28 protein-coding genes are annotated in these 24988 nt (G+C 68.6%); 6 read left to right on the forward strand and 22 right to left on the reverse strand.

The features are described from left to right. Positions 1-705: ABC transporter permease (locus tag FV222_RS02630; protein WP_246685293.1), on the reverse strand; the 705-nt coding region annotated here is incomplete at its 3' end. Further along, positions 705-1397: an ABC transporter ATP-binding protein gene (locus FV222_RS02635; RefSeq protein WP_147750582.1), complete on the reverse strand. Its 693-nt coding sequence runs from the start codon at positions 1395-1397 to the stop codon at positions 705-707. The genes FV222_RS02635 and FV222_RS02630, both read right to left, overlap by 1 nt. 207 nt (positions 1398-1604) lie before the next feature. Here FV222_RS02635 and FV222_RS02640 point away from each other — a divergent pair, with 207 nt between their 5' ends. Beyond that, complete coding sequence (locus FV222_RS02640; protein WP_147750568.1) at positions 1605-2255, forward strand: arylesterase; 651 nt, start codon at positions 1605-1607, stop codon at positions 2253-2255. Between the two features lies 1 nt (position 2256). Next, positions 2257-2796 carry an RNA 2',3'-cyclic phosphodiesterase gene (gene thpR, locus FV222_RS02645; protein WP_147812911.1) on the forward strand — a complete coding sequence of 180 codons (540 nt, stop codon included), beginning with the start codon at positions 2257-2259 and terminating at the stop codon, positions 2794-2796. A 6-nt stretch (positions 2797-2802) separates the two neighbouring features. On the opposite strand, the gene coaA is transcribed toward thpR, so the two are convergent. From coaA to FV222_RS02715, 14 genes are all read right to left on the reverse strand, one after another. After that, positions 2803-3813, reverse strand: coding sequence for a type I pantothenate kinase (gene coaA / locus FV222_RS02650; protein ID WP_147750566.1), 1011 nt, complete (start codon positions 3811-3813; stop codon positions 2803-2805). Beyond that, entirely contained in the window at positions 3810-4133 is a 324-nt protein-coding gene (locus FV222_RS02655) for a phosphoribosyl-ATP diphosphatase (RefSeq protein ID WP_147750565.1), read from the reverse strand. Before FV222_RS02655 ends, coaA begins: the two co-directional genes overlap by 4 nt. Before the next feature lie 209 nt (positions 4134-4342). After that, on the reverse strand, positions 4343-5119 hold the full coding sequence (hisF, locus tag FV222_RS02660) for an imidazole glycerol phosphate synthase subunit HisF (protein ID WP_147750564.1): 777 nt from the start codon (positions 5117-5119) through the stop codon (positions 4343-4345). Between the two features lie 12 nt (positions 5120-5131). Continuing rightward, entirely contained in the window at positions 5132-5617 is a 486-nt protein-coding gene (locus tag FV222_RS02665) for a DUF29 domain-containing protein (protein ID WP_147750563.1), read from the reverse strand. A gap of 37 nt (positions 5618-5654) precedes the next feature. Then, entirely contained in the window at positions 5655-6401 is a 747-nt protein-coding gene (hisA, locus tag FV222_RS02670) for a 1-(5-phosphoribosyl)-5-[(5-phosphoribosylamino)methylideneamino]imidazole-4-carboxamide isomerase (protein ID WP_147750562.1), read from the reverse strand. Between the two features lie 44 nt (positions 6402-6445). After that, positions 6446-7108 carry an imidazole glycerol phosphate synthase subunit HisH gene (gene hisH, locus FV222_RS02675; protein ID WP_147750561.1) on the reverse strand — a complete coding sequence of 221 codons (663 nt, stop codon included), beginning with the start codon at positions 7106-7108 and terminating at the stop codon, positions 6446-6448. A 22-nt stretch (positions 7109-7130) separates the two neighbouring features. Next, complete coding sequence (locus tag FV222_RS02680) at positions 7131-7610, reverse strand: DUF2628 domain-containing protein (protein WP_147750581.1); 480 nt, start codon at positions 7608-7610, stop codon at positions 7131-7133. Positions 7611-7716: 106 nt separating this feature from the next. Continuing rightward, positions 7717-8304 (reverse strand): imidazoleglycerol-phosphate dehydratase HisB, encoded by a 588-nt coding sequence (hisB, locus tag FV222_RS02685; RefSeq protein ID WP_147750560.1) that lies wholly within the window; start codon positions 8302-8304, stop codon positions 7717-7719. An 87-nt stretch (positions 8305-8391) separates the two neighbouring features. Further along, positions 8392-9267: an S-methyl-5'-thioadenosine phosphorylase gene (locus FV222_RS02690; RefSeq protein ID WP_147750559.1), complete on the reverse strand. Its 876-nt coding sequence runs from the start codon at positions 9265-9267 to the stop codon at positions 8392-8394. A gap of 264 nt (positions 9268-9531) precedes the next feature. Continuing rightward, positions 9532-10443: a cytochrome c1 gene (locus FV222_RS02695; protein ID WP_147750558.1), complete on the reverse strand. Its 912-nt coding sequence runs from the start codon at positions 10441-10443 to the stop codon at positions 9532-9534. Positions 10444-10463: 20 nt separating this feature from the next. Further along, complete coding sequence (locus FV222_RS02700) at positions 10464-11750, reverse strand: cytochrome b N-terminal domain-containing protein (RefSeq protein ID WP_147750557.1); 1287 nt, start codon at positions 11748-11750, stop codon at positions 10464-10466. 17 nt (positions 11751-11767) lie between these two features. Beyond that, entirely contained in the window at positions 11768-12340 is a 573-nt protein-coding gene (petA, locus tag FV222_RS02705) for a ubiquinol-cytochrome c reductase iron-sulfur subunit (RefSeq protein WP_147750556.1), read from the reverse strand. 249 nt (positions 12341-12589) lie between these two features. Further along, a complete protein-coding gene (locus FV222_RS02710) occupies positions 12590-13999 on the reverse strand; it encodes an MATE family efflux transporter (protein ID WP_147750555.1) in 1410 nt (469 codons plus the stop codon). Positions 14000-14195: 196 nt separating this feature from the next. After that, entirely contained in the window at positions 14196-16079 is a 1884-nt protein-coding gene (locus FV222_RS02715) for an ABC transporter ATP-binding protein (protein ID WP_147761898.1), read from the reverse strand. Between the two features lie 175 nt (positions 16080-16254). Here FV222_RS02715 and FV222_RS02720 point away from each other — a divergent pair, with 175 nt between their 5' ends. Further along, a complete protein-coding gene (locus FV222_RS02720; RefSeq protein ID WP_147750579.1) occupies positions 16255-16752 on the forward strand; it encodes a tRNA (cytidine(34)-2'-O)-methyltransferase in 498 nt (165 codons plus the stop codon). Positions 16753-16983: 231 nt separating this feature from the next. After that, positions 16984-17841, forward strand: a complete 858-nt coding sequence (locus tag FV222_RS02725; RefSeq protein WP_147750554.1) for a manganese catalase family protein — start codon at positions 16984-16986, stop codon at positions 17839-17841. Positions 17842-17885: 44 nt separating this feature from the next. Here the strand turns inward: FV222_RS02725 and FV222_RS02730 are convergent, their stop codons facing one another. Together FV222_RS02730 and FV222_RS02735 are read right to left on the reverse strand one after the other, a co-directional pair. Continuing rightward, complete coding sequence (locus FV222_RS02730) at positions 17886-18290, reverse strand: carboxymuconolactone decarboxylase family protein (protein WP_147750553.1); 405 nt, start codon at positions 18288-18290, stop codon at positions 17886-17888. Further along, positions 18223-18651 (reverse strand): MerR family transcriptional regulator, encoded by a 429-nt coding sequence (locus FV222_RS02735; RefSeq protein ID WP_147812912.1) that lies wholly within the window; start codon positions 18649-18651, stop codon positions 18223-18225. The genes FV222_RS02730 and FV222_RS02735 overlap by 68 nt, the downstream gene beginning before the upstream one ends. 148 nt (positions 18652-18799) lie before the next feature. Between FV222_RS02735 and hemF the strand changes: the two genes are divergently transcribed. Together hemF and FV222_RS02745 are read left to right on the forward strand one after the other, a co-directional pair. After that, positions 18800-19729: an oxygen-dependent coproporphyrinogen oxidase gene (gene hemF, locus FV222_RS02740; RefSeq protein WP_147750551.1), complete on the forward strand. Its 930-nt coding sequence runs from the start codon at positions 18800-18802 to the stop codon at positions 19727-19729. Positions 19730-19827: 98 nt separating this feature from the next. Beyond that, entirely contained in the window at positions 19828-20955 is a 1128-nt protein-coding gene (locus tag FV222_RS02745; protein WP_147750578.1) for an ATP-dependent RecD-like DNA helicase, read from the forward strand. 143 nt (positions 20956-21098) lie between these two features. On the opposite strand, the gene FV222_RS02750 is transcribed toward FV222_RS02745, so the two are convergent. The 4 genes from FV222_RS02750 to trpB all read right to left on the reverse strand — a co-directional run bounded on the left by FV222_RS02750 (position 21099) and on the right by trpB (position 24906). Next, positions 21099-22247, reverse strand: a complete 1149-nt coding sequence (locus FV222_RS02750; protein WP_238273187.1) for an XRE family transcriptional regulator — start codon at positions 22245-22247, stop codon at positions 21099-21101. After that, positions 22240-22905 carry a hypothetical protein gene (locus tag FV222_RS02755; RefSeq protein ID WP_147812914.1) on the reverse strand — a complete coding sequence of 222 codons (666 nt, stop codon included), beginning with the start codon at positions 22903-22905 and terminating at the stop codon, positions 22240-22242. The genes FV222_RS02750 and FV222_RS02755 overlap by 8 nt, the downstream gene beginning before the upstream one ends. A gap of 307 nt (positions 22906-23212) precedes the next feature. Further along, positions 23213-23458 (reverse strand): hypothetical protein, encoded by a 246-nt coding sequence (locus FV222_RS02760; RefSeq protein ID WP_147750548.1) that lies wholly within the window; start codon positions 23456-23458, stop codon positions 23213-23215. Between the two features lie 227 nt (positions 23459-23685). Next, positions 23686-24906, reverse strand: a complete 1221-nt coding sequence (trpB, locus tag FV222_RS02765; protein WP_147750547.1) for a tryptophan synthase subunit beta — start codon at positions 24904-24906, stop codon at positions 23686-23688. Between the last annotated feature and the right edge of the window lie 82 nt (positions 24907-24988).

Genomic DNA, 24988 nt, shown 5'->3' on the forward strand with positions numbered 1-24988 from the left:
GAGGCCCGCGTCGTCGGCGCCCGGCAGGATCAGCCGGTAGCTCCAGCGGTTGAGGCTGCCCGGCTGGACGAGGCCGGTCCGCCGCAACGCGTCTTGCGACATGATGAGCCGCGGCCCGAAGCCGATCCCCCCGGCGATCTTGTCCGGCTCGGAGACGATGGTCGCGCGGATGGCGAAGGGCCGGCCCGCGAGGGTGAGCCTGTCGCCGACCTTGAGGTCGAGGCGGGTCAGGAGGGCGGGGTCGGCGAGCGCTCCGTCGATCCCGTCCCGCTCGGCGAGCAGGCCGGCGAGCGGCGCCTGCGGCTCGGTGACGAGCTCCCCAGCCGACGGGTAGCCGGAATCGACCGCCTTCAACTCGACGAGCGCCGCGCCCTCCCCCGCCACCGCCATGGCGCGGAGCGAGGCGACCACGTCCACCCGCCCCTGCGCGTCGAGGGCCGCCCGCTCGGGTTCCGTCGCCTCGCGGTTGATCAGGCTGTAGCTCAGGTCGCCGCCGAGGATGCGCTTGCCCTCCCGCCCGAGGCCGTCCGACAGCGAGCGCGAGATCGAGGCGACGCCTGCGATCGCCGCGACGCCGAGCGCGATGCAGGCGAGGAACACCGCAAACCCGCCCAAGCCCCCGCGGAGCTCGCGGAGCGCGAGCCGTAGGGTGAGGGGAAGGCGCGAGGGGGGCGTCCGGTCCTGTCGGGAAAGGGTGCCGTGCATCAGGCCGCCACCGGCTCCTCGATCCGTCCCGAGCGCAGGCGCACGGTGCGGTCGCAGAGGCGGGCGAGCCCCGGATCGTGGGTGACGAGGACGAGCGTCGCGCCGCGGTCGCGCTTGAGCGCGAACAGCAACTCGACGATCTGGCGCCCGGTCGCCTCGTCGAGGTTGCCGGTGGGCTCGTCGGCCACCAGGATCGCCGGGTCGGGGGCGACGGCGCGGGCGATGGCGACGCGCTGCTGCTCGCCGCCCGAGAGCTGGGCCGGGTAGTGGTGCAGCCGGTGGCCGAGGCCGACGGCCTCGAGCTCCCGCTTGGCGCGGGCCTGTGCCTCGGGCTTGTCGGCCAGCTCCAGCGGCAGGGCGACGTTCTCCAACGCCGTCATCGTCGGGACGAGGTGGAAGGCCTGGAACACGATGCCGATGCGCCGGCCGCGGAAGCGCGCGAGCGCGTCCTCGTCGAGGCGCCCGAGGTCGGTGTCCTCGATTCGGATCGCGCCGGAATCGGGCCGCTCCAGCCCCGCCATCACCATCAGCAGGGTCGACTTGCCCGAGCCCGACGGCCCGACGAGGCCGACCGCCTCGCCGCGGGCGACGTCGAGGGAGATCCCGCGCAGCACGTGGACGCGGGCGGCGCCCCGGCCGAGGCTGAGGTCGATGCCGGAAAGGGCGATGGCCGGCGTTCCGGACGCGGGCATTTCCGGCGAGGGCTTGCTGGAAGAGGGCTTGTCGTCGGTCACGGCTGAGCCGATCTGTGCGGGATGGCGAACATGCGGGACGGAGATCACGGTTGGCGGACGAACGTTCGGTGCGCTTCGGCACGACCCGTGCCGACCGAGGCTCGTGGAGCCGATATGGCGACCGCGACGGAACTACGCCATGACGGCCGGCGCAGGACGATCCTGATGGCCCTGTTTGCCGCAGCGGGGCTGGTCCTGTCGATGGCCGGCGTCGCGCCGGCGAAAGCCGACCCGCCGCCCGGGCCGAAGCCGATCCGTCTGGTGGCGTTGGGCGACAGCCTCACCGCTGGCTACCGCCTGCCGGCGAGTTCCGCCTTCCCGGCGGTGCTGGAGCGGGCGCTCGCGGCGAAAGGTCGGACGGTGACGGTCGCCAACGCCGGCGTCTCGGGCGAGACCGCCACCAACGGCCTCGACCGGGTCGACTGGTCGGTCCCCGACGGCACCGACGGCGTGATCCTGGAACTCGGCGCCAACGACATGCTGCGCGGCACCGACCCGGCCGTGACGCGGAAGGCGCTGGAGGCGATCGTCGCGCGGCTGAAGGATCGCGGCATCCCGGTGCTGCTCGCCGGCATGCGCGCCTCGACCAACCTCGGACCCGACTACGTCGCGCGCTTCGACGCGATCTACCCCGACCTGGCCCAGAAATACGACCTCGTGCTGTACCCGTTCTTCATGGCCGGCATGGTCGGCGACCGGGCCTACACCCTCGACGACGGGCTCCACCCGAACGCCAAGGGCGTCGACGTGATCGTGGCCGGCATCCTGCCCTCGGTCGAGGCCTTCCTCGGGCGCCTCCCAGCCAAGGCGCCCTGAGATGCCGCGCCTATTCACGGCGCTCGCCCTCCCGCCGGAGATCGCCGCCGGGTTGGCACCGTTCCGCGGCGGCCTGCCCGGCGCCCGCTGGATCGAGCCGGCGGATTACCACGTCACCCTGCGCTTCCTCGGCGACGTGCCGGTCGCCCTGGCCGAGGACGCGGTGGAGGCGCTCTCCGAGATGCGGGCGCGCCCGGCGATCGCGGTGGTGCTGGACGGCCTCTCGGTGTTCGGCGGCGACAAGCCGCGCGCGCTGCTGGCCAGCGTCGCGGCCAACCCCGACCTGATGGACCTCCAGGCCGAGCAGGAGCGCCTGATCCGAAGGGCCGGCGCCGAGCCGGAGCGGCGCAAGTTCGTGCCGCACGTGACGCTGGCGCGCCTGCGCCGCGAGGCCACGCCCGAGGCGGTGGCGATGGCCTTGTCGCAGGCGCCGATCTTCACGCCCCAGCGCTTCTCCGCGACGGAGGTGGTGCTGTACTCCGCGCGCGACTCGACCGGCGGCGGGCCGTACGTCGCGGAAGCCGCGTTTCCGTTCGCCTGAAGGGGCCTACAACCGCCGCAGCGCCACGCTCTCGATGCGGTGGCTCGCTCCCTTGGCCAGGATCAGGCTGGCGCGCTGGCGGGTCGGCAGGATGTTGTCGCGCAGGTTCGGCAAGTTGATCGTCGACCACAGCCGGTCGGCGATGGCGAGCGCTTCCGCCTCCGGCACCTCGGCGTATTTGCGGAAGTACGAGCGGGGGTCGCGGAACGCGGTCTGGCGCAGGCGCATGAAGCGCATCACGTACCACCGGTGCAGGTCGTCCTCGTGCCCGTCGAGGTAGATCGAGAAGTCGAAGAAGTCGGAGACGAACGGGATCGCGGTGCCGTCGCGCGGCAGGCGCGCCGGCTGCAACACGTTCAGGCCCTCGACGATCAGGATGTCGGGGCTCTCCACCACCCGCTCCTCGCCGGCCACCCGGTCGTAGACGAGGTGGGAGTAGAGCGGCGCGGTCACGCGCTTCCGGCCCGATTTCACGTCGTGCAGGAACTGCAGCAGGGCGGCGGTGTCGTAGCTTTCCGGGAAGCCCTTCCGGTCCATGATGCCCTGCGCGGCGAGCTCGGCGTTCGGCAGCAGGAACCCGTCGGTGGTGACGAGGTCGACCTTCGGGGTGTTCGGCCAGCGCGCGAGCAGCGCGGTGAGCACGCGGGCCGTGGTCGACTTGCCCACCGCCACGGAGCCGGCGAGCCCGATGATGTAGGGCGCCTTGGTCTCGCGCTCGGCCATCAGGAAGCGCTGGGTCGCCTTGAACAGCCCCTGGCTCGCCGCAACGTAGAGCGAGAGCAGCCGCGACAGCGGCAGGTAGATCGCGACCACCTCCTCCAGCGAGATCGGGTCGTTCAGCGATTGCAGGCGCTCCACGTCCTCCTGCGTCAGGGTGAGCGGCGTGTCGGCGCGCAGCTGCGCCCAGGATTCGCGGCTGAACAGGCGATAGGGCGAGATCCGCTCGGGCCCGTCGCCCGTGACCGGGTTCTGCCCCGTCACCGGATTCTGGCCGGGGGCGAGCGCGGCCGCCTTCATGCCGGCGGCCTCGACGCCTTCTCGGCGATGCCGCTCTGCGCGGTGCGGCGTTCCAGCTCCGCCATCACCGCCGACAGCTCGACGCCCCCGGCGCGCAGCAGCACGACGAGGTGGTAGAGCACGTCCGCCGCCTCGTTGGTCAGGCCGGCCTTGTCCCCCTGCACCGCGGCGATGGCGGCCTCCACCGCCTCCTCGCCGAGCTTCTTGGCGGCCTTGGCCGGGCCGCCGGCGAGCAGCTTGGCCGTGTAGGACTGGTCGGGCGCGGTGCCGGCGCGGCTCGCCACGAGGCGTGCGAGGTCGTCGAGGGTGTAGGCGGACATACAAGACCCGTGCGGCAGGGTTCGAAGGCGACGATGCCGTCGCCGGAACCTGCGTCAACGGCGGGCGCCGGGCAAGCGGGGAGCCGGCGCAGGAGCGCGTCGCCACCCGCATTTCCGCGACGGCCGGCCGGAATTGTCGGAAAAATGGTTCCGGATCGTGCCATGCCCAGGCCCTGCTATGGGAATGGGTTCACCGCATGGGACCGGGTTCAGGCGTCCAGCCGCATGGCGAGGCCGGCCGCCGCCATGTGCACCTTGGCCTCGGCGACGCTGTGCTGCCCGAAATGGAAGATCGAGGCCGCCAGCACCGCGCTGGCATGGCCCTCGGCGACGCCGGCCACGAGGTCGTCGAGCCCGCCGACGCCGCCAGAGGCGATCACCGGCACGGTCACCGCGTCGGCGATGGCGCGGATCAGCGCGAGGTCGTAGCCCGAGCGCGTCCCGTCCCGGTCCATCGAGGTGACGAGCAGCTCGCCCGCCCCCTTGGCCGCCACCGTGCGGGCGAAGGCGATCGCGTCGAGGCCGGTGGGGGTGCGGCCGCCATGGGTGAAGATCTGCCACGCGTCCGGCTCGCCCGGCGCCGAGGTGCGCTTGGCGTCGATCGCCACCACGACGCATTGCGCGCCGAACTTCTCCGCGGCCCGCGCCACGAGGTCGGGGTCGTTCACGGCCGCCGTGTTGATCGCGACCTTGTCGGCGCCGGCGAGCAGCAGCGCGCGCACGTCCGTCACCGCCCGCACGCCGCCGCCGACGGTGAGCGGCATGAAGCAGGCCTCCGCCGTGCGGCTCACCACGTCGAGCAGGGTGCCGCGCGCCTCGTGGCTCGCGGTGATGTCGAGGAAGCAGAGCTCGTCGGCGCCGGCCGCGTCGTAGGCCTTGGCCGCCTCCACCGGATCGCCCGCGTCGCGCAGCTCGAGGAACTTCACGCCCTTGACGACGCGGCCGTCCTTGACGTCGAGGCAGGGGATGATGCGGGTCTTGAGCACGGGGGCGGCCCTTCAGGCGGTCGTGTCGTCGGGGTCGATCGCGAAGGGACGCGTCAGCATCTCGTCGCGGGTGTAGGGGCAGGTCTCGGGGAAGGTCGCGAGGGGCAGCCGGGTCTCCCGCGCCGCCTTCAACCGGGCCGTGTCGTAGGCGCGTTCGAGCGCCTCGTCCAACCGGCTCTTGAGGCCGGGGTTGTCCTTCAGCACGAAGGATGCCTCCTTGCACTGCTCCTTGATCGACAGCGTCCAGGACCGCGTTCGGCGCGCCGGCTGATGATCGAACTTCAGCATGTGCAGGAGGAGGACGCGCCACGCGCTGACGAGGCTGTTGAACTCGCTCTTGCCCAAGCTCTCGATCTCCTCGGCGAGGTTCTGCAGATCGAGGGCGGTCAGGTCGCCGGCCCGGAGGCGCGCGCTCTGCTCCTGCGTCCAGGTGTAGAAATCGTCCGCGTAGGCCGTTCCGGCCTCCGCCGGTCGCGCCGCCTTCGCCAAAGCCGTCATCGCAGCCTCCCGGCAAATCCTTGACCGGGCGAGACTATCACGAGGCGGCGTTGCCGCGCGCGGCCTTGATCGCGAACAGCGCCGCCCGCGGGTCGATGCGGCCGTCGTAGAGGGCGCGGCCGGTGATGGCGCCGGCCAGCATCGCGCAATCGGGCTCGAGCAGGCGGTGCACGTCCTCGATCGAGGCGAGGCCGCCCGAGGCGATCACCGGGATGCTCACGGCTTCGGCGAGCGCCACCGTCATCTCGATGTTGAGGCCCTTCAGGATGCCGTCGCGGGCGATGTCGGTGTAGATGATCGCCGAGACGCCGGCATCCTCGAAACGGCGGCCGAGGTCTTCCGCCGTCATGCTGGAGGTCTCGGCCCAGCCCGCCACCGCGACGCGCCCGTCCTTGGCGTCGATGCCCACCGCGATCTTGCCCGGATGGCGCCGCGCCGCCTCGTGGACGAAGGCCGGGTCGCGCACGGCTGCCGTGCCGATGATCACCCGGGCGACGCCCTTCTCGAGCCAGCCCTCCAGCGTCCGCATCTCGCGGATGCCGCCGCCGAGCTGCACCGGGATGTCGATCTCGGCCAGGATCGCGTCGACCGCGGCCGCGTTCATCGGCGCGCCGGCGAAGGCGCCGTCGAGGTCGACCACGTGCAGCCAGGAGAAGCCCTGGTCGGCGAACGCCCGGGCCTGCGCGGCCGGGTCGTCGTTGAACACCACGGCCTGCGCCATGTCGCCCTGCACGAGCCGGACGCAATGTCCTTCCTTGAGATCGATGGCCGGATACAGGATCACGCGGACGCTCGTTTCTTCTGGGCGGTCGATGGAGGACGCGGCATCTACGGACGCCAGCGCAGAAAGTTCGCGAGCAGGGCCAGCCCGAGATTCTGGCTCTTCTCCGGGTGGAATTGCGTGCCGGCGAGGTTGTCGCGCGCCACCATCGCGGTGACGGGACCGCCGTATTCCGCCTCGGCGACGACCTCGTCCGGGCGATCGGCCTTGAGGGCGAAGCTGTGCACGAAGTAGGCGTGCAGCCCGTCCGGCCCGGTGCGGATGCCGTCGAGCAGGGGATGGTCGCGTGCCGGCGCCAGGGTGTTCCAGCCCATGTGCGGGATCTTCAAGGCGGGATCCGACGGCCGGATCGGCCCGACGTCGCCCGAGATCCAGCCGAGGCCGTCCGTGGTCTCGTATTCGAGGCCGCGGGTGGCCATGAGCTGCATGCCGACGCAGATGCCGAGGAACGGGCGCCCCGATCCGATCGCCGCCTCGCCCATCGCCTCCACGAGGCCGGGGACGGCGTCGAGCCCGCGGCGGCAGTCGGCGTAGGCGCCGACGCCGGGGAGCACGATCCGGTCGGCGCGCGCGACCGCATCCGGATCGCCGGTGACGACGATGCGGGTCTCAGGCAGGCCGGCTTCGCGGGCGGCCCGCTCGAAGGCCTTGGCCGCCGAGTGCAGGTTGCCCGACCCGTAATCGATGATCGCGACGGTCTCGGCGCTCACGGTCTCTGTCCCTTGAAGACGCTCACCGGCCGCCCTGCGCCGGGAACAGGCCGATCACCGGCTCGACCGCGCGGGCGCCGGCGAACTCGGTCGAGGTTCGCACACTCGGCGTGCGGGCGGGGTCGAGCCAGCGCGTCATCGCCTTGGCCTCGGCCTCGTCGGCATTGAAGGCCACCACCGCGTCGCGCGCCGGCCGGCCGTTGCGGGCAAGCGTCCAGCGCCGGAGCGAGGACGCCTCGAGCCCGATCAGGACCAGGACCAGCAGCGTGATGACGGTGCCGGCCGCCGGCGACAGGCCGAGGCCGTAGCCGACGAGGGCCGTGGCGCCGAGCCCGGCGAGGACGAGCAGGGCGGCGAGCCAGAGGCGGTGATACAGGAACCACAGGACCGAGAAGGCGAAGGCCGTGCCTGAGAACCCGTCCGGCACCAGCTGCGCCCGGTCCAGGTCGTGCGCCTCGCCGGGGCGGGCCTCGTGCGGCAGATGGAGCGTGTAGCTGCGCATCCTCATGGCGACCCTCTTCCTCCCCCGTCACGCCTTCGAACTGGCGCAACCTTCGCGAACGCGCCGGTAACCCTAGAGCGAACCCCGGCCCAGAGCGAACCCCGACCTAAAGCGAACCTTTGGTCGAGGGCACCCGCCCCTCCTCCCGAGGATCGACCGCGACCGCCTTCCGCAAGGCGCGGGCCAGCCCCTTGAAGCAGCTCTCGGCGATGTGGTGGGCGTTGTCGCCGTAGAGCGTCTCGACGTGGAGCGTGATGCCGGCGTTCATGGCGAAGGCCTGGAACCACTCGCGCACCAGTTCGGTGTCGAAGGCGCCGATCTTCTCGACGCGGAACGCGGTGCGGAACACCAGGAACGGCCGGCCCGAGATGTCGATCGCGACGCGGCTCAGGGTCTCGTCCATCGGCATGTGGATGTCGGCGTAGCGCGCGATCCCGCGCTTGTCGCCGAGCGCTTTCGCGAAGGCCTGGCCCAGCGCGATGCCGCAATCCTCCACCGTGTGGTGCTGGTCGACGTGCAGGTCGCCGGTCACCCGGGCCTCGACGTCGAACAGCCCGTGCCGGGCGAAGAGCTCCAGCATGTGGTCGAGGAAGCCGACGCCGGTGGCGATCCCGATCTTGCCGGTGCCGTCGAGGTCGATCGAGACCGAGACGTCGGTCTCCGCCGTCTTCCGGCTGATGCTGGCGCTGCGCATGGGCTTCGTGATTTTTCGTTGGCCGGGCCGACGCGGCCGGCTTTGGTGCCTTCTAGTGCGGAAGCCGTCGCCGGGGAAAGGGGCTGCTCAACCGTTGAGCACGCGCCCCGCCACCGCGTCGAGCTTGGCCAGCAGCTCCGGGTCGCGGTGGGACGGCGCCGTCATGATCGCGCCGTCGAGCGCCCGGTGCGAGCCCGCTGGGCAATCCTCGCGGGTCGCGGGCAGGTCGCGGGCGAGCCGCGCCACGAGGCGGGCGGCCTTGTCGGCGTTGGCCCGCGCCACTGCGACGACGGCGGCCACGTCGACCGCGTCGTGGCCCGGATGCCAGCAGTCGAAATCGGTGACCATCGCGATGGTGGCGTAGGTGATCTCGGCCTCGCGGGCGAGCTTGGCCTCGGGCATGTTGGTCATGCCGATCACGTCGAACCCTTGCGCCTTGTAGCTCTTCGATTCGGCGAGCGAGGAGAATTGCGGCCCCTCCATGCAGACGTAGGTGCCGCCGCGGTGCACCGCGATCCCCTCGGCCTCGGCCGCGTTCGCGATCCGCTTCTGCAGGTTCGGGCCGACCGGGTGGGCGAGCGAGACGTGGGCGACGCAGCCGTTGCCGAAGAACGAAGACGGACGCCCCACCGTCCGGTCCACGAACTGATCGACGAGCACGAACAGGCCCGGATGCAGCTCGTTGCGGAACGAGCCGCAGGCCGACAGCGAGACGAGGTCGGTGACGCCGGCCCGCTTCATCGCGTCGATGTTGGCGCGGTAGTCGATGCCGGTGGGCGAGAGCCGGTGCCCGCGCCCGTGCCGGGCCAGGAACACCACTTTGGTGTCGCCGACGTGCCCGATCCGCAGGGCGTCGGACGGCTCGCCCCAGGGCGAGGCGACCCGCTCCTCGCGCACGTCCTCGAGCCCCGGCAGGTCGTAGACCCCGGACCCGCCCATCACACCGAGCACCGCTGCCGTCATGTCGTTCGTCCGTTGAGACTGGTGGGGTACGGGATCCGCGACGGAGCTCTCTCTGCCAGGGAGAGAGGGTTGGGGTGAGGGCCGTGATCTCTCCGGAAAGCTCACGCCCCTCATCCTGTCCTTCTCCCCCTGGGAGAAGGGACCCGCGCAGGTCTCGGCGAGGTCGAGATCTCCGCGACCCGCTATCACGATCCGCGTGCGGCGCAAAAACGCGAACGGGCCCCGCGAGGGACCCGTTCGGTCGTCCGTGGATCGATCGCGCGATCAGCCCGCCTTGTGCAGCTCGGGCTGGAGGCCGTGGACCTCGCCGCCGACGTCGGCCCAGACGCGCTTCTTGACGTAGTAGAGCAGGCCCGAGAGCAGGATCAGGAACAGGATCACCCGCAGGCCGAGCGCCTTGCGCGCCATCATGTGCGGCTCCGCGGCCCAGGCCATGAAGGCCGCGACGTCCCGGGTGTACTGGTCGACCGTCTCCGGCACGACCGGCTGGCCGGCCTCGTTCTTGGCGTAGGTGACCTGCCCGTCGCTGATCGGGTTCGGCATCGCGATCAGGTGGCCGGGATAGTACTTGTTGTAGTGCACCCCGTCCGGCACCTCGGTGCCCTTCGGGGGCTCCTCGTAGCCGTTCAGCACCGCGTGGATGTAGTCCACGCCCTGCTCGGAATAGCCCACGAAGGGGAGCGCATCGGTGATGAACCACGGGAAGCCGCGCTCGAAGGTGCGGGCCTTGGCGAGCACCGAGAAGTCCGGCGGCGCCTTGCCGCCGTTGGCCGCGGCGGCCGCCTGGTCGTTCGGGAAGGGCGGCGGGAACTTGTCGGCCGGGCGGCCGGGCCGCTCGAACATCTCGCCCGCGTCGTTGGGGCCGTCCTTGACCTGGTAGGTCGCGGCCAGCGCCTTGACCTGGCTCTCCGAGAAGTCGGGGCCGCCCTCCTCCGCGAGGTTGCGGAAGTCCACGAGCTTCATCGAGTGGCAGGCGGAGCAGACCTCCTTGTAGACCTGGAAGCCGCGCTGGAGCTGGGCCTGGTCGAACCGGCCGAACACGCCGGCGTAGCTCCACTTCAGGCGGGGCGGCTGGTTGCCGCCGTGGGCGTCCTCGGCGGAGGCCGCCGAGGAGCCCAGCGGGGCGCCGAGGGAAAGCGCCAGCAGGGAGGCGGCGAGAAGGCTCGAGAGTTTCATCGTCGGTTCCGGTCCTGCCCTCAGCCCTTGGTGGTCGGCGCCGCGGCGGCGCCCGCCGGCATCCCCGACCCGCTCACCTGCTTGCCCGGCCCGGTGACGCTCTCCAGGATCGATCCGGGCAGCGCCTTCGGGGTCTCGATCAGGCCGACGATCGGCATGACGAGAAGGAAGTGGGCGAAGTAGTAGAAGGTGCAGATCTGCGAGGCGATGACGTAGCCGCCCTCCGGCGGCTTGGCGCCGAGCCAGCCGAGGATGACCGTGACCGCGAGGAACAGCCAGAAGAACTGGCGATAGATCGGGCGGTAGTTGCACGAGCGCACCCGCGACGTGTCGAGCCAGGGCGCGAGCGCCAGGATCAGCACCGCCGAGAACATCAGGATGACGCCGCCGAGCTTCGAGGGCACCGCGCGCAGGATCGCGTAGAACGGCAGGAAGTACCATTCGGGCACGATGTGGGCCGGGGTCACGGCGGGGTTGGCCGGGACGTAGTTGTCGGCGTGGCCGAGGTAGTTCGGCTGGTAGAAGATGAACCACGCGAACAGGATCATGAACACCACCACGGCGAACACGTCCTTGATCGTGGCGTAGGGGGTGAAGGGCACCGCGTCCTTCGAGGACTTGATCGGGATGCCGGTCGGGTTGTTCTGGCCGGTGACGTGCAGCGCCCAGACGTGGAGCACCACGACGCCGACGATCATCCATGGCAGCAGGTAGTGCAGCGAGAAGAAGCGGTTGATCGTCGGGTTGCCGACCGAATAGCCGCCCCAGAGCAGGCTCTGGATGGTGTCGCCGACCACGGGGATCGCGGCGAGGATGTTGGTGATGACGGTGGCGCCCCAGAAGCTCATCTGGCCCCACGGCAGGGTGTAGCCGAGGAAGGCGGTGGCCATCATCAGGAGATAGATGATCACGCCGAGGATGTAGAGCACCTCGCGCGGGGCCTTGTACGACCCGTAATACAGCGCCCGGAAGATGTGCACGTAGACGGCGACGAAGAACATCGAAGCGCCGTTGGCGTGTGCGTAGCGCAGCAGCCAGCCGTAGTTCACATCGCGCATGATGTGCTCGACGGAGTTGAACGCCTGGGTCGCCGAGGGCTCGTAATGCATGGCGAGCCAGACGCCGGTGACGATCTGGATGCCGAGGAACGCCATCAGGATGGCGCCGAAGGTCCAGAAGTAGTTCAGGTTGCGCGGCACCGGGAAGGCGACGAACGAGGAATGCACCAGCCCGACGATGGGCAGGCGCGCCTCGAACCACTTCGCGACGCGGCTCTTGGGGACGTAGGCGTTGGCGTGAGCGCTCATGGGATGTCCCTCGTGTCTCAGGCCGCGGCCTTGGCTTCCTCGCCGATGCGGATCTTCGCGTCGGTCTGGAAGGAGTAGGGCGGGATCGGAAGGTTGATCGGGGCGGGGCCGCGGCGGACACGGCCGACGGCGTCGAACTGCGAGCCGTGGCAGGGGCAGGCCCAGCCCTCGAAGTTGCCCTGGTGGCCGATCGGCACGCAGCCGAGGTGGGTGCAGTTGCCGTAGACCACGAGCCACTGGTCGTGGCCCTTCTTGACCCGCGCGCCGAAGGGGGCCGGATCGGAAAGCTGGCCCTCTGGAATCGCCTTCATGTCCGTCACCTCTTTCTCGGTGAGCTTGCGGACGAAGATCAGCTTGCCGCGCCAGAACACGTTGACGATCTGGCCGTCGGTGATCGGGGTCAGGTCCACGTCGATCGGCGCGCCGGCGGCGATGGTCGCGGCGTCCGGTGCCATCGAGGCGACGAAGGGCCATGCGACGGCGCCGACGCCGACCGCGAGGCCTGCGCCCGTGGCTAGGAACATGAAGTCGCGGCGGGTTCCGTCCGGGGCGGCTGTGCCGGTGGACGCGGCGGCGGAGGTGTTCGCCAAGGTCGTCAATCTCCCAGTGTGCCGTCGCCCGGTGTCGTGGCGTCGGGCGGGTCGGTGGAGCGCTCCCGAGCGGATGGAATTCCGGGCACGCCCGACGCGTCGGGCCGCCCGCGCAGGGTGGACCAGAGCATCATCGTTCTAATCTGTGCAATGCGACCGCACGTCGCCCGAAGTCAAGCCAAGCTGCGCGGTAGGGCGACACGGAGCGGCGTTCCTCGCGACACGGATCGGCCTTCCTATCGTGTCGTCCTACCGCGCCGGCGGTAGGGCGGTCAGCCGGCGCCAGCGCGCGGTGAGCAGAACCGCCACCACGAACAGGCCGGCGCAGAAGCCGAGCCAGATCCCGTAGCCCTGCAGCCCCGCGCCCCAGGCCAGCGCCGCGCCGGCAGGCACGCCGACGCCCCAGTAGCCGCCGACGGCGATCCACATCGGCACCTTCGTGTCCTGCAGGCCGCGCAGCATGCCGAGGGCGACCGACTGCACCCCGTCGGCTACGGCGAACATGGCCGCGAAGCCGAGGAAGCCCACCGCGTAGGGCATCACCGACGCGTTGGCGGGTGCGTCGACGTCGAGGAACAGCCCGATCAGCAGGCGCGGCGCGCCGAGTTGGAGGCTGGCGCAGACCAGCATGAAGCCGAAGCCGAGTCCCAGCGCGACGCGGCCGGCGAGCCGCACTCCGGCGCGGTCGTGCGCACCGTGCCGCAGGCCGATGCGCACGGTGGCGCCCTGCGCGACCCCGTTCGGGACCATGAAGCAGAGCGCCGCGATCTGGATCGCCACCGCGTGCGCGGCGAGCTGCGCCGCGCCGAACAGGCCCATGCCGAGCACCGCCGCCTCGAACAGCCCGGCCTCGGCCAGGCCTGTTCCCGCCATCGGCAGGCCGAGGCGGAACAGGGCGGAGAGCCGCGCCGCATCGAAGCGCCAGACCCGATGGAGCAGCCGGTACTGTCGCAGGCCGCGGTCGCGTAGGATCACCGCGACGAGCACGAGGAGCGTGAAGGACGCCGCGCAGGTGGTGGCGATGCCGACCCCGACCAAGCCCATGCCGAGGCGCCCGGGCCCCTCGAAGGCGAGCCAGATCCCGAGGCCGACGTTGACCGGTAACGCCAACAGGCTGGCGGCCAGCGGCCAGTTCGGGCGTTCCAGCGCCGCGAAGGCGCCGCGCATGACCATGAACAGCAGAGCCGGCCACATCGCCCATTGCAGCGCCCGCATGTAGCGGCCGGCGGCCTCGGCCAGCGCCGGCGGCTCGCCGATCGCTTCGAGCAACGCCTGCGTGTGCCACAGGCCGAGCATCAGCGGGATCGCGACGAGGGTCGCGGCCCAGAAGCCGGCGCGCACGATGCGGCGCACGGCGTCCGAATCGGTGCGGTCGCGCCCGAGCGCCTCCGCGATCAGAGGCGCCACCGCCGAGGTCAGGCCGATGCCGCAGATGAACAGGATGAAGTACAGGCTGGTGGCGAGCGTCGCCGCGGCGAGCTCGGAGGCTCCGAGTCGCCCGAGCATCACCGTGTCGGCGGTGATCAGCCCGTGTTGGGCGAGATTGGTAAAGACGAGGGGGGCGGCGAGCGCGAGCGTCGCGCGCAGCTCCGTGATCCAGGGCCGGCGAAACGGGGGCCGTCCCTCAACGGCGGACGCCGCGAGGCCGAATGCCGGCATGTCTTGGTCTCTCGATTTGGACGTTGCTCAGAGCCGACCTTCCCTCCCCCCTCTGCGGGGGAGGGTGGCCCGCGAAGCGGGTCGGGAGAGGGGAGCACCGTATCCGGAGAGGTTGGTTCCCCTCTCCCGACCCTCGCTCACGCGAGGCCCACCCTCCCCCGCCGCGGGGGAGGGAAGCGCGCGTGATCGACGAGACCTACCCCGGCAACGCGTCGGAAATCTGACGGGCCTCGGGTTTGGGCGCCCGGTCGGGCAGGAAGCCGCCCGATTGCCGCTCCCACAGGCGGGCGTAGAGACCGCCCTGGCCGATCAGCTCGGCATGCGTCCCTTCCTCCACGATGCGGCCCTCGTCGATGACCACGAGGCGGTCGAGCGCCGCGATGGTCGAGAGCCGGTGGGCGATGGCGAGCACGGTCTTGCCCTGCATCAGGGTGTCGAGGCTCTCCTGGATCGCCGCCTCGACCTCGGAATCCAGCGCCGACGTCGCCTCGTCGAGGATCAGCACGGGAGCGTCCTTGAGGATCACCCGGGCGATGGCGATGCGCTGGCGCTGGCCGCCCGAGAGCTTCACCCCACGCTCGCCGACCTGGGCGTCGTAGCCGCGCCGGCCCTTGTGATCGACGAGGTCGTGGATGAAGGCGTCGGCATGCGCCAGCTCGGCGGCGCGGGCGACCGCGTCCATGGTCGCGTCGGGGCGGCCGTAGGCGATGTTGTCGCGGATCGAGCGGTGCAGCAACGAGGTGTCCTGGCTGACCATGGCGATGGCGCCGCGCAGCGAATCCTGCGTGACGCGCGCGATGTCCTGGCCGTCGACGGTGATGCGGCCGCTCTCGACGTCGTGCAGGCGCAGCAAGAGCGAGGTGATCGTGGTCTTGCCCGCGCCGCTGACGCCGACGAGGCCGACCTTCTCGCCGGCCCGGATGTGGAGCGACAGGTTCTCGATCACGTTGGCGTCGCCACGCCCGTAATGGAAGCCGACGTTCTCGAAGCGGATGTCGCCGCCCGCGACCTTCAGCACGGCGGCGTCGGGCGCATCGACGAGCCCGTGCGGACGGCTGATCGTCTGCATGCTCTCCTGGATCACGCCGACGTTCTCGAACACGCCGCGCACGGTTTGCATGACCCAGCCCGACATCGCGAGCAGGCGCAGCACCAGGGCGAGGCCGGCGGCGGCCTCCCCCGTCGTCATGCCGCCGCGCTGCCACAGCACGAGGCACAGGCTGCCGGTGGCCAGCAGCAGGGCGCTGTTGAGGATGCCGAGCAGGGTCGTCGTCAGCGTCACCAGCCGGAACTGGTGCAGGTAGGTCCGAGTGTTGCTGTCGATCGCCTCGCGCACGGCGGCGCGCTCCTCGCGGTCGCGGGCGAAGAGCTTGACGGTGAGGATGTTGGTGTAGCTGTCGACCACGCGGCCGACCAGCGCCGAGCGGGTCTCGGCGGTGCGGTGCGACCGTTCTCGGGCGCGGGGCACGAACCACGCCGTCAGCGCGGCGTAGGCCGCGATCCAGACGACGACCGGTAGGGCCAGCCACACCGAGATCGACGAGAACAGCCCGACCGCGGTGATCGCGTAGATCGCCACGTAGAGCAAGGTGTCGATGAACACGACCGCGATCTCGCGCACCGCCGGGCCGACCTGCACGATGCGGTTGGCAAGGCGGCCGGCGAAGTCGCCCTGGAAGTACGAGAGCGAGTGGCCGAGGGTATAAAGGTGGGTGCGCCAGCGGACCTGGTTGGTGGTCTGCGGCACGATGAGCTGGTTCGAGGCGACCTCGTGCAGCCAGATCGTGATCGGGCGCACGACCACGAGGAACAGGGCGGCGAGCGCCAGCCCGAGCCCGTGCTCCTGCAGCAGGGTCGTGCGGTCGGCGCCGTTCATCAGGTCGATGAACCAGCGCATCAGCAGGTAGAGCGAGGCCTCGACCGTGCCCGCCACCACAGCGATGACGAACAGGGCGGCGAGGGCGGCCCGCATCGGCCGCAGGTAGAACGCGGCGAAGCCCAGCACGGTGCTGGGCGGCATCCGCTCCGCGTCGAAGGGCGCGAACGGGTCGATGCGGCGCTCGAGCCAGTCGAGGAACATGGTTTTGCGGGTGCTTTGCGTCGGGGAGGCGTGATCCTCATGTAAGCGCGCCGCGGTCCCGGCCAAGCGGGAGGCGATGCCGCAGCGCGTCGGGGCTGCCATGCGCGGGCGCCGGTCGGCCAGCCTCGCCGAGGCGGATTGGTCGGCGGGGCCGGAGCGGATATCCCCTTTGGCCATGCTCCGCCTCGCGCTCTACCAGCCCGACATCCCACAGAACACCGGCACGCTGCTGCGCATGGCGGCCTGCCTCGGGCTCGCCGTCGAGATCATCGAGCCGGCGGGCTTCGACGTGTCCGACCGGCACCTGCGCCGCTCGGGGCTGGACTACCTCGACCACGTCGCGATCACCCGGCACCGCTCCTGGGCGGCGTTCTCGGCGTGGCGCGTGCAGGAGGGCATCCGCCTGGTGCTCGCCACCACCGCGGGCGCCTTGCCCTACACGGACTTCGCCTTCCGCGACGGCGACTGCGTCCTGATGGGGCGCGAATCGGCCGGCGTCCCCGGGGCGGTCCACGCGGCGGCCGACGCGCGGGTGGTGGTGCCGATCCGAGAGGGCATGCGCTCGCTCAACGTCGCCGTGGCCGCGGCGATGATCTGCGGCGAGGCGATCCGGCAAGGAGCCGGGCAAGGGACCGCGCAAGGGGTCGTCCTAAGGGCTGGTCTCACGCCCTGAACCGCACGCGATGCCCGCCGCACCTCCAGAGGGCGAACGGTCTCCTGCGGCCCGCGCAGGCAGGTGAAGCAGGCGAGAGACGCGGGGCGGCGGAGGATATTTCTGCCGTGACGGCGTGAACCGATTCAGAAAACCAAGGTTTCAGGGGGTAAGACGAGCGAACTTCGCGTCGAGAGGCGCGGGATCATCTTTGCTTGTCGTTCACTCAACTTTCCACGAAGGAAATAACATATGTTCTATGTCGACAAGCGGCTCCAGTATCCTGTCAAGGTCGAGAGCCCGGACCCGGTCTACGCGCGCATGCTGCAGCAGGCCATCGGCGGCATCGAGGGCGAGATCCGCGTCTGCATGCAGTACTTCTTCCAGGCGTGGGGCTCCCGCGGGCCGACGACGAAGTATCGGGACATGCTCCTCAACACGGCGACCGAGGAGATGGGCCATATCGAGATGCTGGCGACCGCCGTCGCGATGAACCTCGAGAACGCGCCGACCAAGCTTCAGGAAGCGGGCGTCGCCGACAAGGTGGTCGGCGCCGTCATGGGCGGAGAGAACCCGCGCCACGTGGTCGAGGGCATGCTGCACCGGCACCTACTCTCGACCGGCATGGCCGCCTTCCCGGCTAATTGCGAGGGCGTGCCCTTCGACATGAGCCACGTCTACGCGAGCGGGAACCTCGCTGCCGACATGTACTGCAACGTCGCCGCCGAGACGACGGGGCGGGTGCTCGCGGTCCGGCTGTCGAACGCGACCAACGATCCCGGCATGAAGGACATGTGGAGCTTCCTCATCGCACGCGACACGATGCACCAGCAGCAATGGCTCGCGGTGATCGAGGAGCTGGGGGGCTACGAGGGCTCGCTGCCGATCCCGAACAGCTTCCCGCAGAGCGAGGAGCACCAGAAGTACAATTACAGCTTCTTCGCCACCGGCGTCGAAGGCTCCCCGGCCCCCGAGGGGCGCTGGACCAGCGGCCCGTCGCTCGACGGCAAGGGCGTCTACAACGTCGTCCAGAACGCGCCGATGGGCCAGGAGCCGGTGCTCGGCCCGGCACGCCCCGACAGCGGCGCCCAGAGCCAGCAGATCGGCTGATCGCGAACCCCACCGCATCCGGTGGTCGCGGCGCGCGGTCGGCTTCAGGCCGTCGCGCGCGCCGCGAAGACCTCCTTGGCGGCGAACAGGCCGTTGAGGGCGGCCGGGAAGCCGGCATAGACCGCCATCTGCATGATGGTCTCGACGATCTCGTCGCGAGACAGGCCGACGTTCAGCCCCGCCGCGATGTGCACCTTCAGTTGCGGGGCGGCGTTGCCCAGCGTGGTCAGCGCCGCGATCGTGGCGATCTCGCGCGACCGCAGGTCGAGGCCGGGGCGGCTGTATATGTCGCCGAACGGGAACTCGATCAGGTAGCGGGCGAAGTCCGGCGCGATGTCGGCGAGCGCCGCCACCACGTGCTCCCCGCCCTTCCCGTCGATCTCAGCAAGCGCGCGGGCGCCGCGCGCGTAGCGGCTTTCCGTCGTCGGGTTCTGCTGGTCCGTCGTCATCGTTCATCCCTTCGGTGGTGTCGGCATAGCCGGCGATCTTCGTGTCCAGGACCGTCAGGGCCTCCCGCAACGCGGCGACGTGCGCGCGGACCTGCACGCGATGCCGTTCGAGCAGCAGCCTGCGGTCCGGGGCCGTCGCCGGTCTGGCCTGCCGCAGGGCCGCGTATTCGAGCATCGTCCGGATCGGCATGCCGGTGGTCTTGAGGCGGTCGAGGAAGCCGATCCAGGTCAGGATCGACGCGTCGTAGTCCCGATGCCCGGAGGCATCGCGGCCAACGAACGGCAGCAGCCCGATCCGCTCGTAGTAGCGGATGGTGTGGCCCGTCAGCCGAGAGCGTCGCGCGAGTTCGCCGATCCGCATGCACCCCGTGCTCCTGGGACCCTTTGGCCCTCGGCACGATGTTCTGGAGGCTACGACTTCGAGCGTGCTCGAAGTCAAGCGAGGGGTGCGGCCCGGTTTCGCCGTCGGTGAATTGACGGCGGGTGAGCGGAATGGGACATCCGCCTCCATGACGATGCCGGACACACCCGCCCTCCCCCGTCTGCCCGAGGCCGACATCACGGCGCTCAAGGCCGAGGCGACCGCGTGGTTCACGACGCTGCGCGACCGCATCGTCGCCGCGCTCGAAACGCTGGAGGCCGACGCGAGCGGCCCCTTCCACCCGGACGCGCCGGACGCTGCGCAGACCTTCAAGAAGACCCCCTGGGAGCGCACCGACCACACCGGCCTCCCGGGCGGCGGCGGCACCATGGCGATGCTGCACGGCCGGGTGTTCGAGAAGGCAGGCGTCCACGTCTCGGCGGTCCACGGCGAGTTCGCGCCGGAATTCCGCGCGCAGATGCCGGGGGCCGCCGAGGACCCGCGCTTCTTCGCCACCGGCATCTCGCTGATCGCGCATCCGTGGAACCCGAACGTGCCGACGGTGCACATGAACACCCGCTTCGTGGTGACCACGAAGACGTGGTTCGGCGGCGGCGCCGACCTCACCCCCGTGCTGGAGCGCCGGCGCACGCAGGACGACCCCGACACGCAGCACTTCCACTCCTGCCTCAAGGCGGCGTGCGATGCCCACGCTCCTGCTGCGGATTACGACAGGTACAAGCGGTGGTGCGAGGAGTACTTCTACCTGCCGCACCGCAAGGAGCCCCGCGGCGTCGGCGGGATCTTCTACGACTACCACTGGACCGGCGACCCGCAGGCCGACCTCGCCTACACCCGCGACGTCGGCGGCGCCTTCCTCGCGGCCTATCCCGAGATCGTCCGGCGCAACGTCGCGACGCCGTGGACCGAGGAGGACCGGCTGGAGCAGCAGGTGCGGCGCGGGCGCTACGTCGAGTTCAACCTGCTGCACGACCGCGGCACGATCTTCGGCCTGAAGACCGGCGGGAACGTCGCCTCGATCCTGTCCTCGCTGCCGCCCACCGTGCGCTGGCCGTGAGCGACGACCGCGCCGAGGACGCGCACAAGCACAAGCCCTTGCACAAGCCCTTGCACGAGGACCTATCCAACCACTTGCCCGATCACTTGCCCGATCACTTGCCCAACCACTCGCACACGCCCAAGCACTTCGCCCCGCAGCAGGACGCGGCGCTGAAGGCCATCGCGGCCTGGCGCAAGGACAAGGGCGCCGCCCAGGTCTTCCGGCTGTTCGGCTACGCCGGCACCGGCAAGACCACGCTCGCCCGCCGCATCGCCGACGACGTCGAGGGCTCCGTCGTGTTCGGCGCCTTCACCGGCAAGGCGGCCTCGGTGATGCGGCAGAAGGGCTGCGCGGACGCCGCGACGATCCACTCGCTGATCTACCGCACCAAGGAGACGGAAGAGGGCGGCCCCGCCTTCTCCCTCAACCGCGCCGGGCCGGCGGCCAAGGCCGACCTCATCGTCATCGACGAGTGCTCGATGGTCGACTCCGACCTCGGCCACGACCTGCTGTCGTTCGACAAGCCGGTGCTGGTGCTCGGCGACCCGGCCCAGCTCCCGCCGGTGCGCGGCGGCGGCTTCTTCACCGAGGCCGAGCCCGACGTGATGCTCACCGAGGTCCACCGCCAGGCCAAGGACGACCCGATCGTCCGCATGGCGATGACGGTGCGCGAGGGCGGCCGACTCGAGCTCGGCGCGTACGGCGCCAGCCGCGTGGTCTCGCGCCGGTCGATCGACCCGACCCAGGTGCTCGATTGCGACCAGGTGCTGGTGGGCATGAACAAGACCCGCCGGCTCTACAACGGGCGGCTGCGGGAGCTCGCCGGCCACGTCGACCCGATGCCGGCGGTGGGCGAGAAGCTGGTCTGCCTGCGCAACGACCGCACCAAGGGCCTGCTCAACGGCTCGACCTGGACCGTGCAGGCCCTGCGCGCCCCGCCCCGCCCCGACACGATCCGCCTCGACGTGGTGCCCGAGGACGACGGGGGCACGCGCAAGCGCGCCGTCGACATCAAGGTTTTACGCGCCGTGATCTCCGGGTCCGAGGAGGAGATCCCGGCGTTCCTGCGCCGCGAGACCGACGAGTTCACCTACGGCTACGCGCTCACCGTGCACAAAGCGCAAGGCTCGCAGTGGGACAAGGTGGTGCTGTTCGACGAATCGTTCGCCTTCCGCGAGCACCGGGCACGGTGGCTCTACACCGGCCTGACGCGGGCGGCGCAGGCGATCACGGTGGTGGTGTAGGGGCAGGGTGTCCGATGCCGGGTAAGCGGCCCCGACCCTGTCATTCCGCGGCGCCGACGGCGAGCTCGGAATCCAGAGCTGCCGTTGGCTGATAGTGTCTCAGTTTGAAACCGAACTTTTTTTGCGTCAAGTATGACGCGCCGCTATCCAGTTGCGACAACCGATCTCGTGAGCAGGCTAGTTTCCCCAGGTGCGCCAAATAAGTTCGCAATCAGATCAAGCGAAAAGCCAATTGTATCTTCTACGCCTTGAGCGGGTAAGGCGCGCCTTGCAGCAAAAAGGCGCCAGCACTTGAGGAGCCATTGCGGCATTTCAATGGGTATTTCTCTATCAAGCGGCTCAATTTTGTTCCACTTATTTGAGCTGATCTGTTTTCTAAACAACACATACTGATAATCGTCGATAATTCCGAGCCGTTTTGCCCAGTGTGCGATTGCCTGCATCGAAACTCGCCACCGTAATTTAAGTCCTTTAAGATGACTTAAACGGGTTGAAAAAAACTCACGCATCATCGCCACGCGAGGAAATAGGAACGCTGCAGCAAAAGCATGAGCCTCCAATTCTATGCGTTCTCTGACAGATTTTTCCTCTAAATCTTCTTGTGCTATATCGCGATGAAGTAGCAAATGAGCAAGCTCATGGGCTGCATCAAATCTTGATCGACAACTTGACTGCTTTTCGGAGCCAAGCAAAATGTAAGGACGCTTTTCGATCCAGCATGAAAAGGCGTCTACATCGTCTGATATTAAGCTGAGTCTTGTAACTATTACGCCATGAGTCTCGAACAGCGCTACGACATTTGCAATTGGACCGTCACCTAGCCCCCAGTGCCTCCGGACGCGCTCTGCAGCACTCTCCAACTCTTCAAGAGTGTAATGTATGCCGTGCTCTGGAGGGAGAATATCGGGCAAATTGGGCGCCGGAAAACGAATTTCGGATCCAACGAGGTTTACCAGTTCCCAGAGCCATTTAGCCCTGACGTCAAGAGCGTAGTTAAGCTTATTGGATCGAGCGCCCACGCTACGGAAATAGCGAGTACCTTGATGGCGCTCAATAGAAGGGCTTGGCTTTAGAAAAAACGGAACAGGTTGTTCTAGCGCGCTTGCGATACGGATAATTACAGACATGTCTGGACGGCGTTCGCCAGTCTCATAGTGACCAATAGCTTGCCCACTAAGATCTATCTCTCGCGCTAATTCGGCACGCGACTTCTGCTTGGCGAGCCGGGCTTCGACTAGCCGAGCAGGAGAGAAGCCAGAACTACGATCCGGGAAAGATAAAACCTTAGTCATTGTCACGAAAATGCCGTTCGATGCTCTCGATGATCTCAGGGTCTGGTGACTCCGTAGGACCTTCGGGTGGGGTCAACATGCCGATCGCCACGTGCGGCAATCGCATCAAATTATTGGTCCGAAATATGTGACCATTTTTGTCCGGGCTTGGGTAAGCGATGTGTGCGAAATTGAGATCTTGATATCCATGAAGTATGTGCAATGACCGCCGCTCACCATCTAAGATTGCTTGCTCAATTTTTCTGCGGCGCTCTGCTTCATCGTCTTCAAACAATAGAGATTGATTGGACTCCTCAAAATTTGCACGGAAAACAGCTTTGCGTGGTTTTTTGCTAGCATCTTCGACTTGATTAGCTGTAATCAGAGTGCGATTTGTTCTAATTACGAAATGTTTGCCCGTAGGCCGAGCATAGTTCTCCCAACTACCGTCGAAGGGTAGGTCACCGGTTTTGACCAATCGCTCAAGTTCGAACGACACGGCTAACATAATAAGATCGCCGCGCTGATACTGACCACCCGGAGTCGATAGATAAACGTTCTGATCGATAGTTCTGTCGGCAGTCGCATACGCACGGCGCAGAGCGGATGGGATGAGGGGGCGTATCGTCGAAGGAAATTCCTCGTCGATAAAAATTTCGGCTGGGTTGTCCGCGGCCATGTCGGTGCCTGTAGTGGAGTGCAATTTCCTACAGAAGCCGACATTCGTATCAAAAAGTCAACACCCTCGCGACTTCGCCTATCGTTTGGTGACCGCATTTCGTGCGATCTCTCGGCCCAACGTTCTGCCGGCATACCTGCCGATCGCGCAGCAGCTGTCTCAACCCATCTCGGCCGCAGCCTCATTCATCTTGGGTTTGGTCAGGCCGAAGTTCTCCGGCTCTTCTGCAGTAACGATGCGCATTGCTTTTACGGCGTTGCCGTTTGTGTCGGTAGGGCGCGTCTGGCCTTTGGTCCCGTGGGCATGGCTAATACTTAATCCCACCGGCGTCGCGGTCGTAGATGTTCTCAATAGCTGCGGCTATTTCGTCGTGCAGCACATCGCCATCAAGCTCTGGATCGCTCAGATCGAGGCCCGCTGTCTTTGCGGCAGCCCTCAATTTCTCAACCTCATCAGCAGCCCAATCATCTAGCCGGGCGTCCCACCGAGCGGGATCATTCCGGATATTCGAAGCGATCCAGTCGCGCACAAAGCTTGATGCTTGCTCGGCCATACCCATCTCCTGATCGGCGGCAAGTATACGCCAGCGTTAGTTATCGCGCGACGGACCGGAACAGGAACGCGAGCCTCAACCGTTCGAAGTCGGATTTCGAACCGACCTACTACCCATCGACTCTATGACTTGTTGACTCGCCGTTTCTAGATTCCGGGCTCCGCTGCGCGGCCCCGGAACGACGGAGGGGATGTTTTGCGAAACCCTGTCCGCGAGACGAGGCCGCCTCAGAGCTTCGTCCCAAAGATCTCCGCCACCTGCGGGATGTCCTTGTCGCCGCGGCCGCACAGGTTCATCACCATGAGGTGGTCGGCGGGCTTGTTCGGGGCCATCTCCAGCACCTTGGCCAGCGCGTGGGCCGGCTCCAGCGCCGGGATGATGCCTTCCTGCATCGAGCACAGCTTGAACGCGCCCAGCGCCTCCTGGTCGGTGGCCGAGAGGTAGGTGACGCGGCCGGATTCGTGCAGCCACGCGTGCTCGGGGCCGATGCCCGGATAGTCGAGGCCGGCCGAGATCGAGTGCGCGTCCGCGATCTGCCCGTCGTCGTCCATCAGCAGGTAGGTGCGGTTGCCGTGCAGCACGCCCGGCCGGCCGCCCGAGAGCGAGGCCGCGTGCAGGCCGGAGGACACGCCGTGCCCGGCGGCCTCGACGCCGAAGATCTCGACCTCGCGGTCGTCGAGGAACGGGTGGAACAGCCCCATCGCGTTCGAGCCGCCGCCGATGCAGGCCACGAGCGAGTCGGGCAGCCGCCCCTCGGCCTCCAGCATCTGCTCCTTGGTCTCGCGGCCGATGATCGACTGGAAGTCGCGCACCATCGCCGGATAGGGATGCGGGCCGGCGACCGTGCCGATGCAGTAGAACGTGTCGGCGACGTTGGTGACCCAGTCGCGCAGGGCCTCGTTCATCGCGTCCTTGAGGGTCTTGGTGCCGGACTCGACCGGGATCACCTCGGCGCCGAGCATCTTCATCCGGAAGACGTTGGGCGCCTGGCGCGCCACGTCGACGGCGCCCATGTAGACGACGCAGGTCAGGCCGAACCGGGCGCAGAGGGTCGCGGTGGCGACGCCGTGCTGGCCGGCGCCGGTCTCGGCGATGATCCGCTTCTTGCCCATCCGCCGGGCGAGCAGGATCTGCCCCAGCACGTTGTTCACCTTGTGCGAGCCGGTGTGGTTCAGCTCGTCGCGCTTGAAGTAGATCTTCGCGCCGCCGCAATGCTCGGTCAGCCGCTCGGCGAAGTAGAGCGGGCTCGGCCGGCCGACATAGTGCTTCAGGTAGCCGTCCATCTCGGCCTGGAACGTCGGGTCGGCCTTCGCCGCGGCGTAGGCCTCCTCCAGGGAGAGGATCAGCGGCATCAGCGTCTCGGCGACGAAGCGGCCGCCGAAGATGCCGAACCGGCCGCGCTCGTCGGGGCCGGTGCGGAACGAGTTCGGAGGGGGAGACAGGGTCACGGGTCGCGTCCTTGTTCGCGAGGGTGGGGTCGCGACGCGGTGATCGCGATGGGCCGTCCGGGTGCGGGGCGCACCGGGCGGG

The sequence above is a fragment of the Methylobacterium sp. WL103 genome, from assembly GCF_008039885.1.
Classification (GTDB): Bacteria; Pseudomonadota; Alphaproteobacteria; order Rhizobiales; family Beijerinckiaceae; genus Methylobacterium; species Methylobacterium cerastii.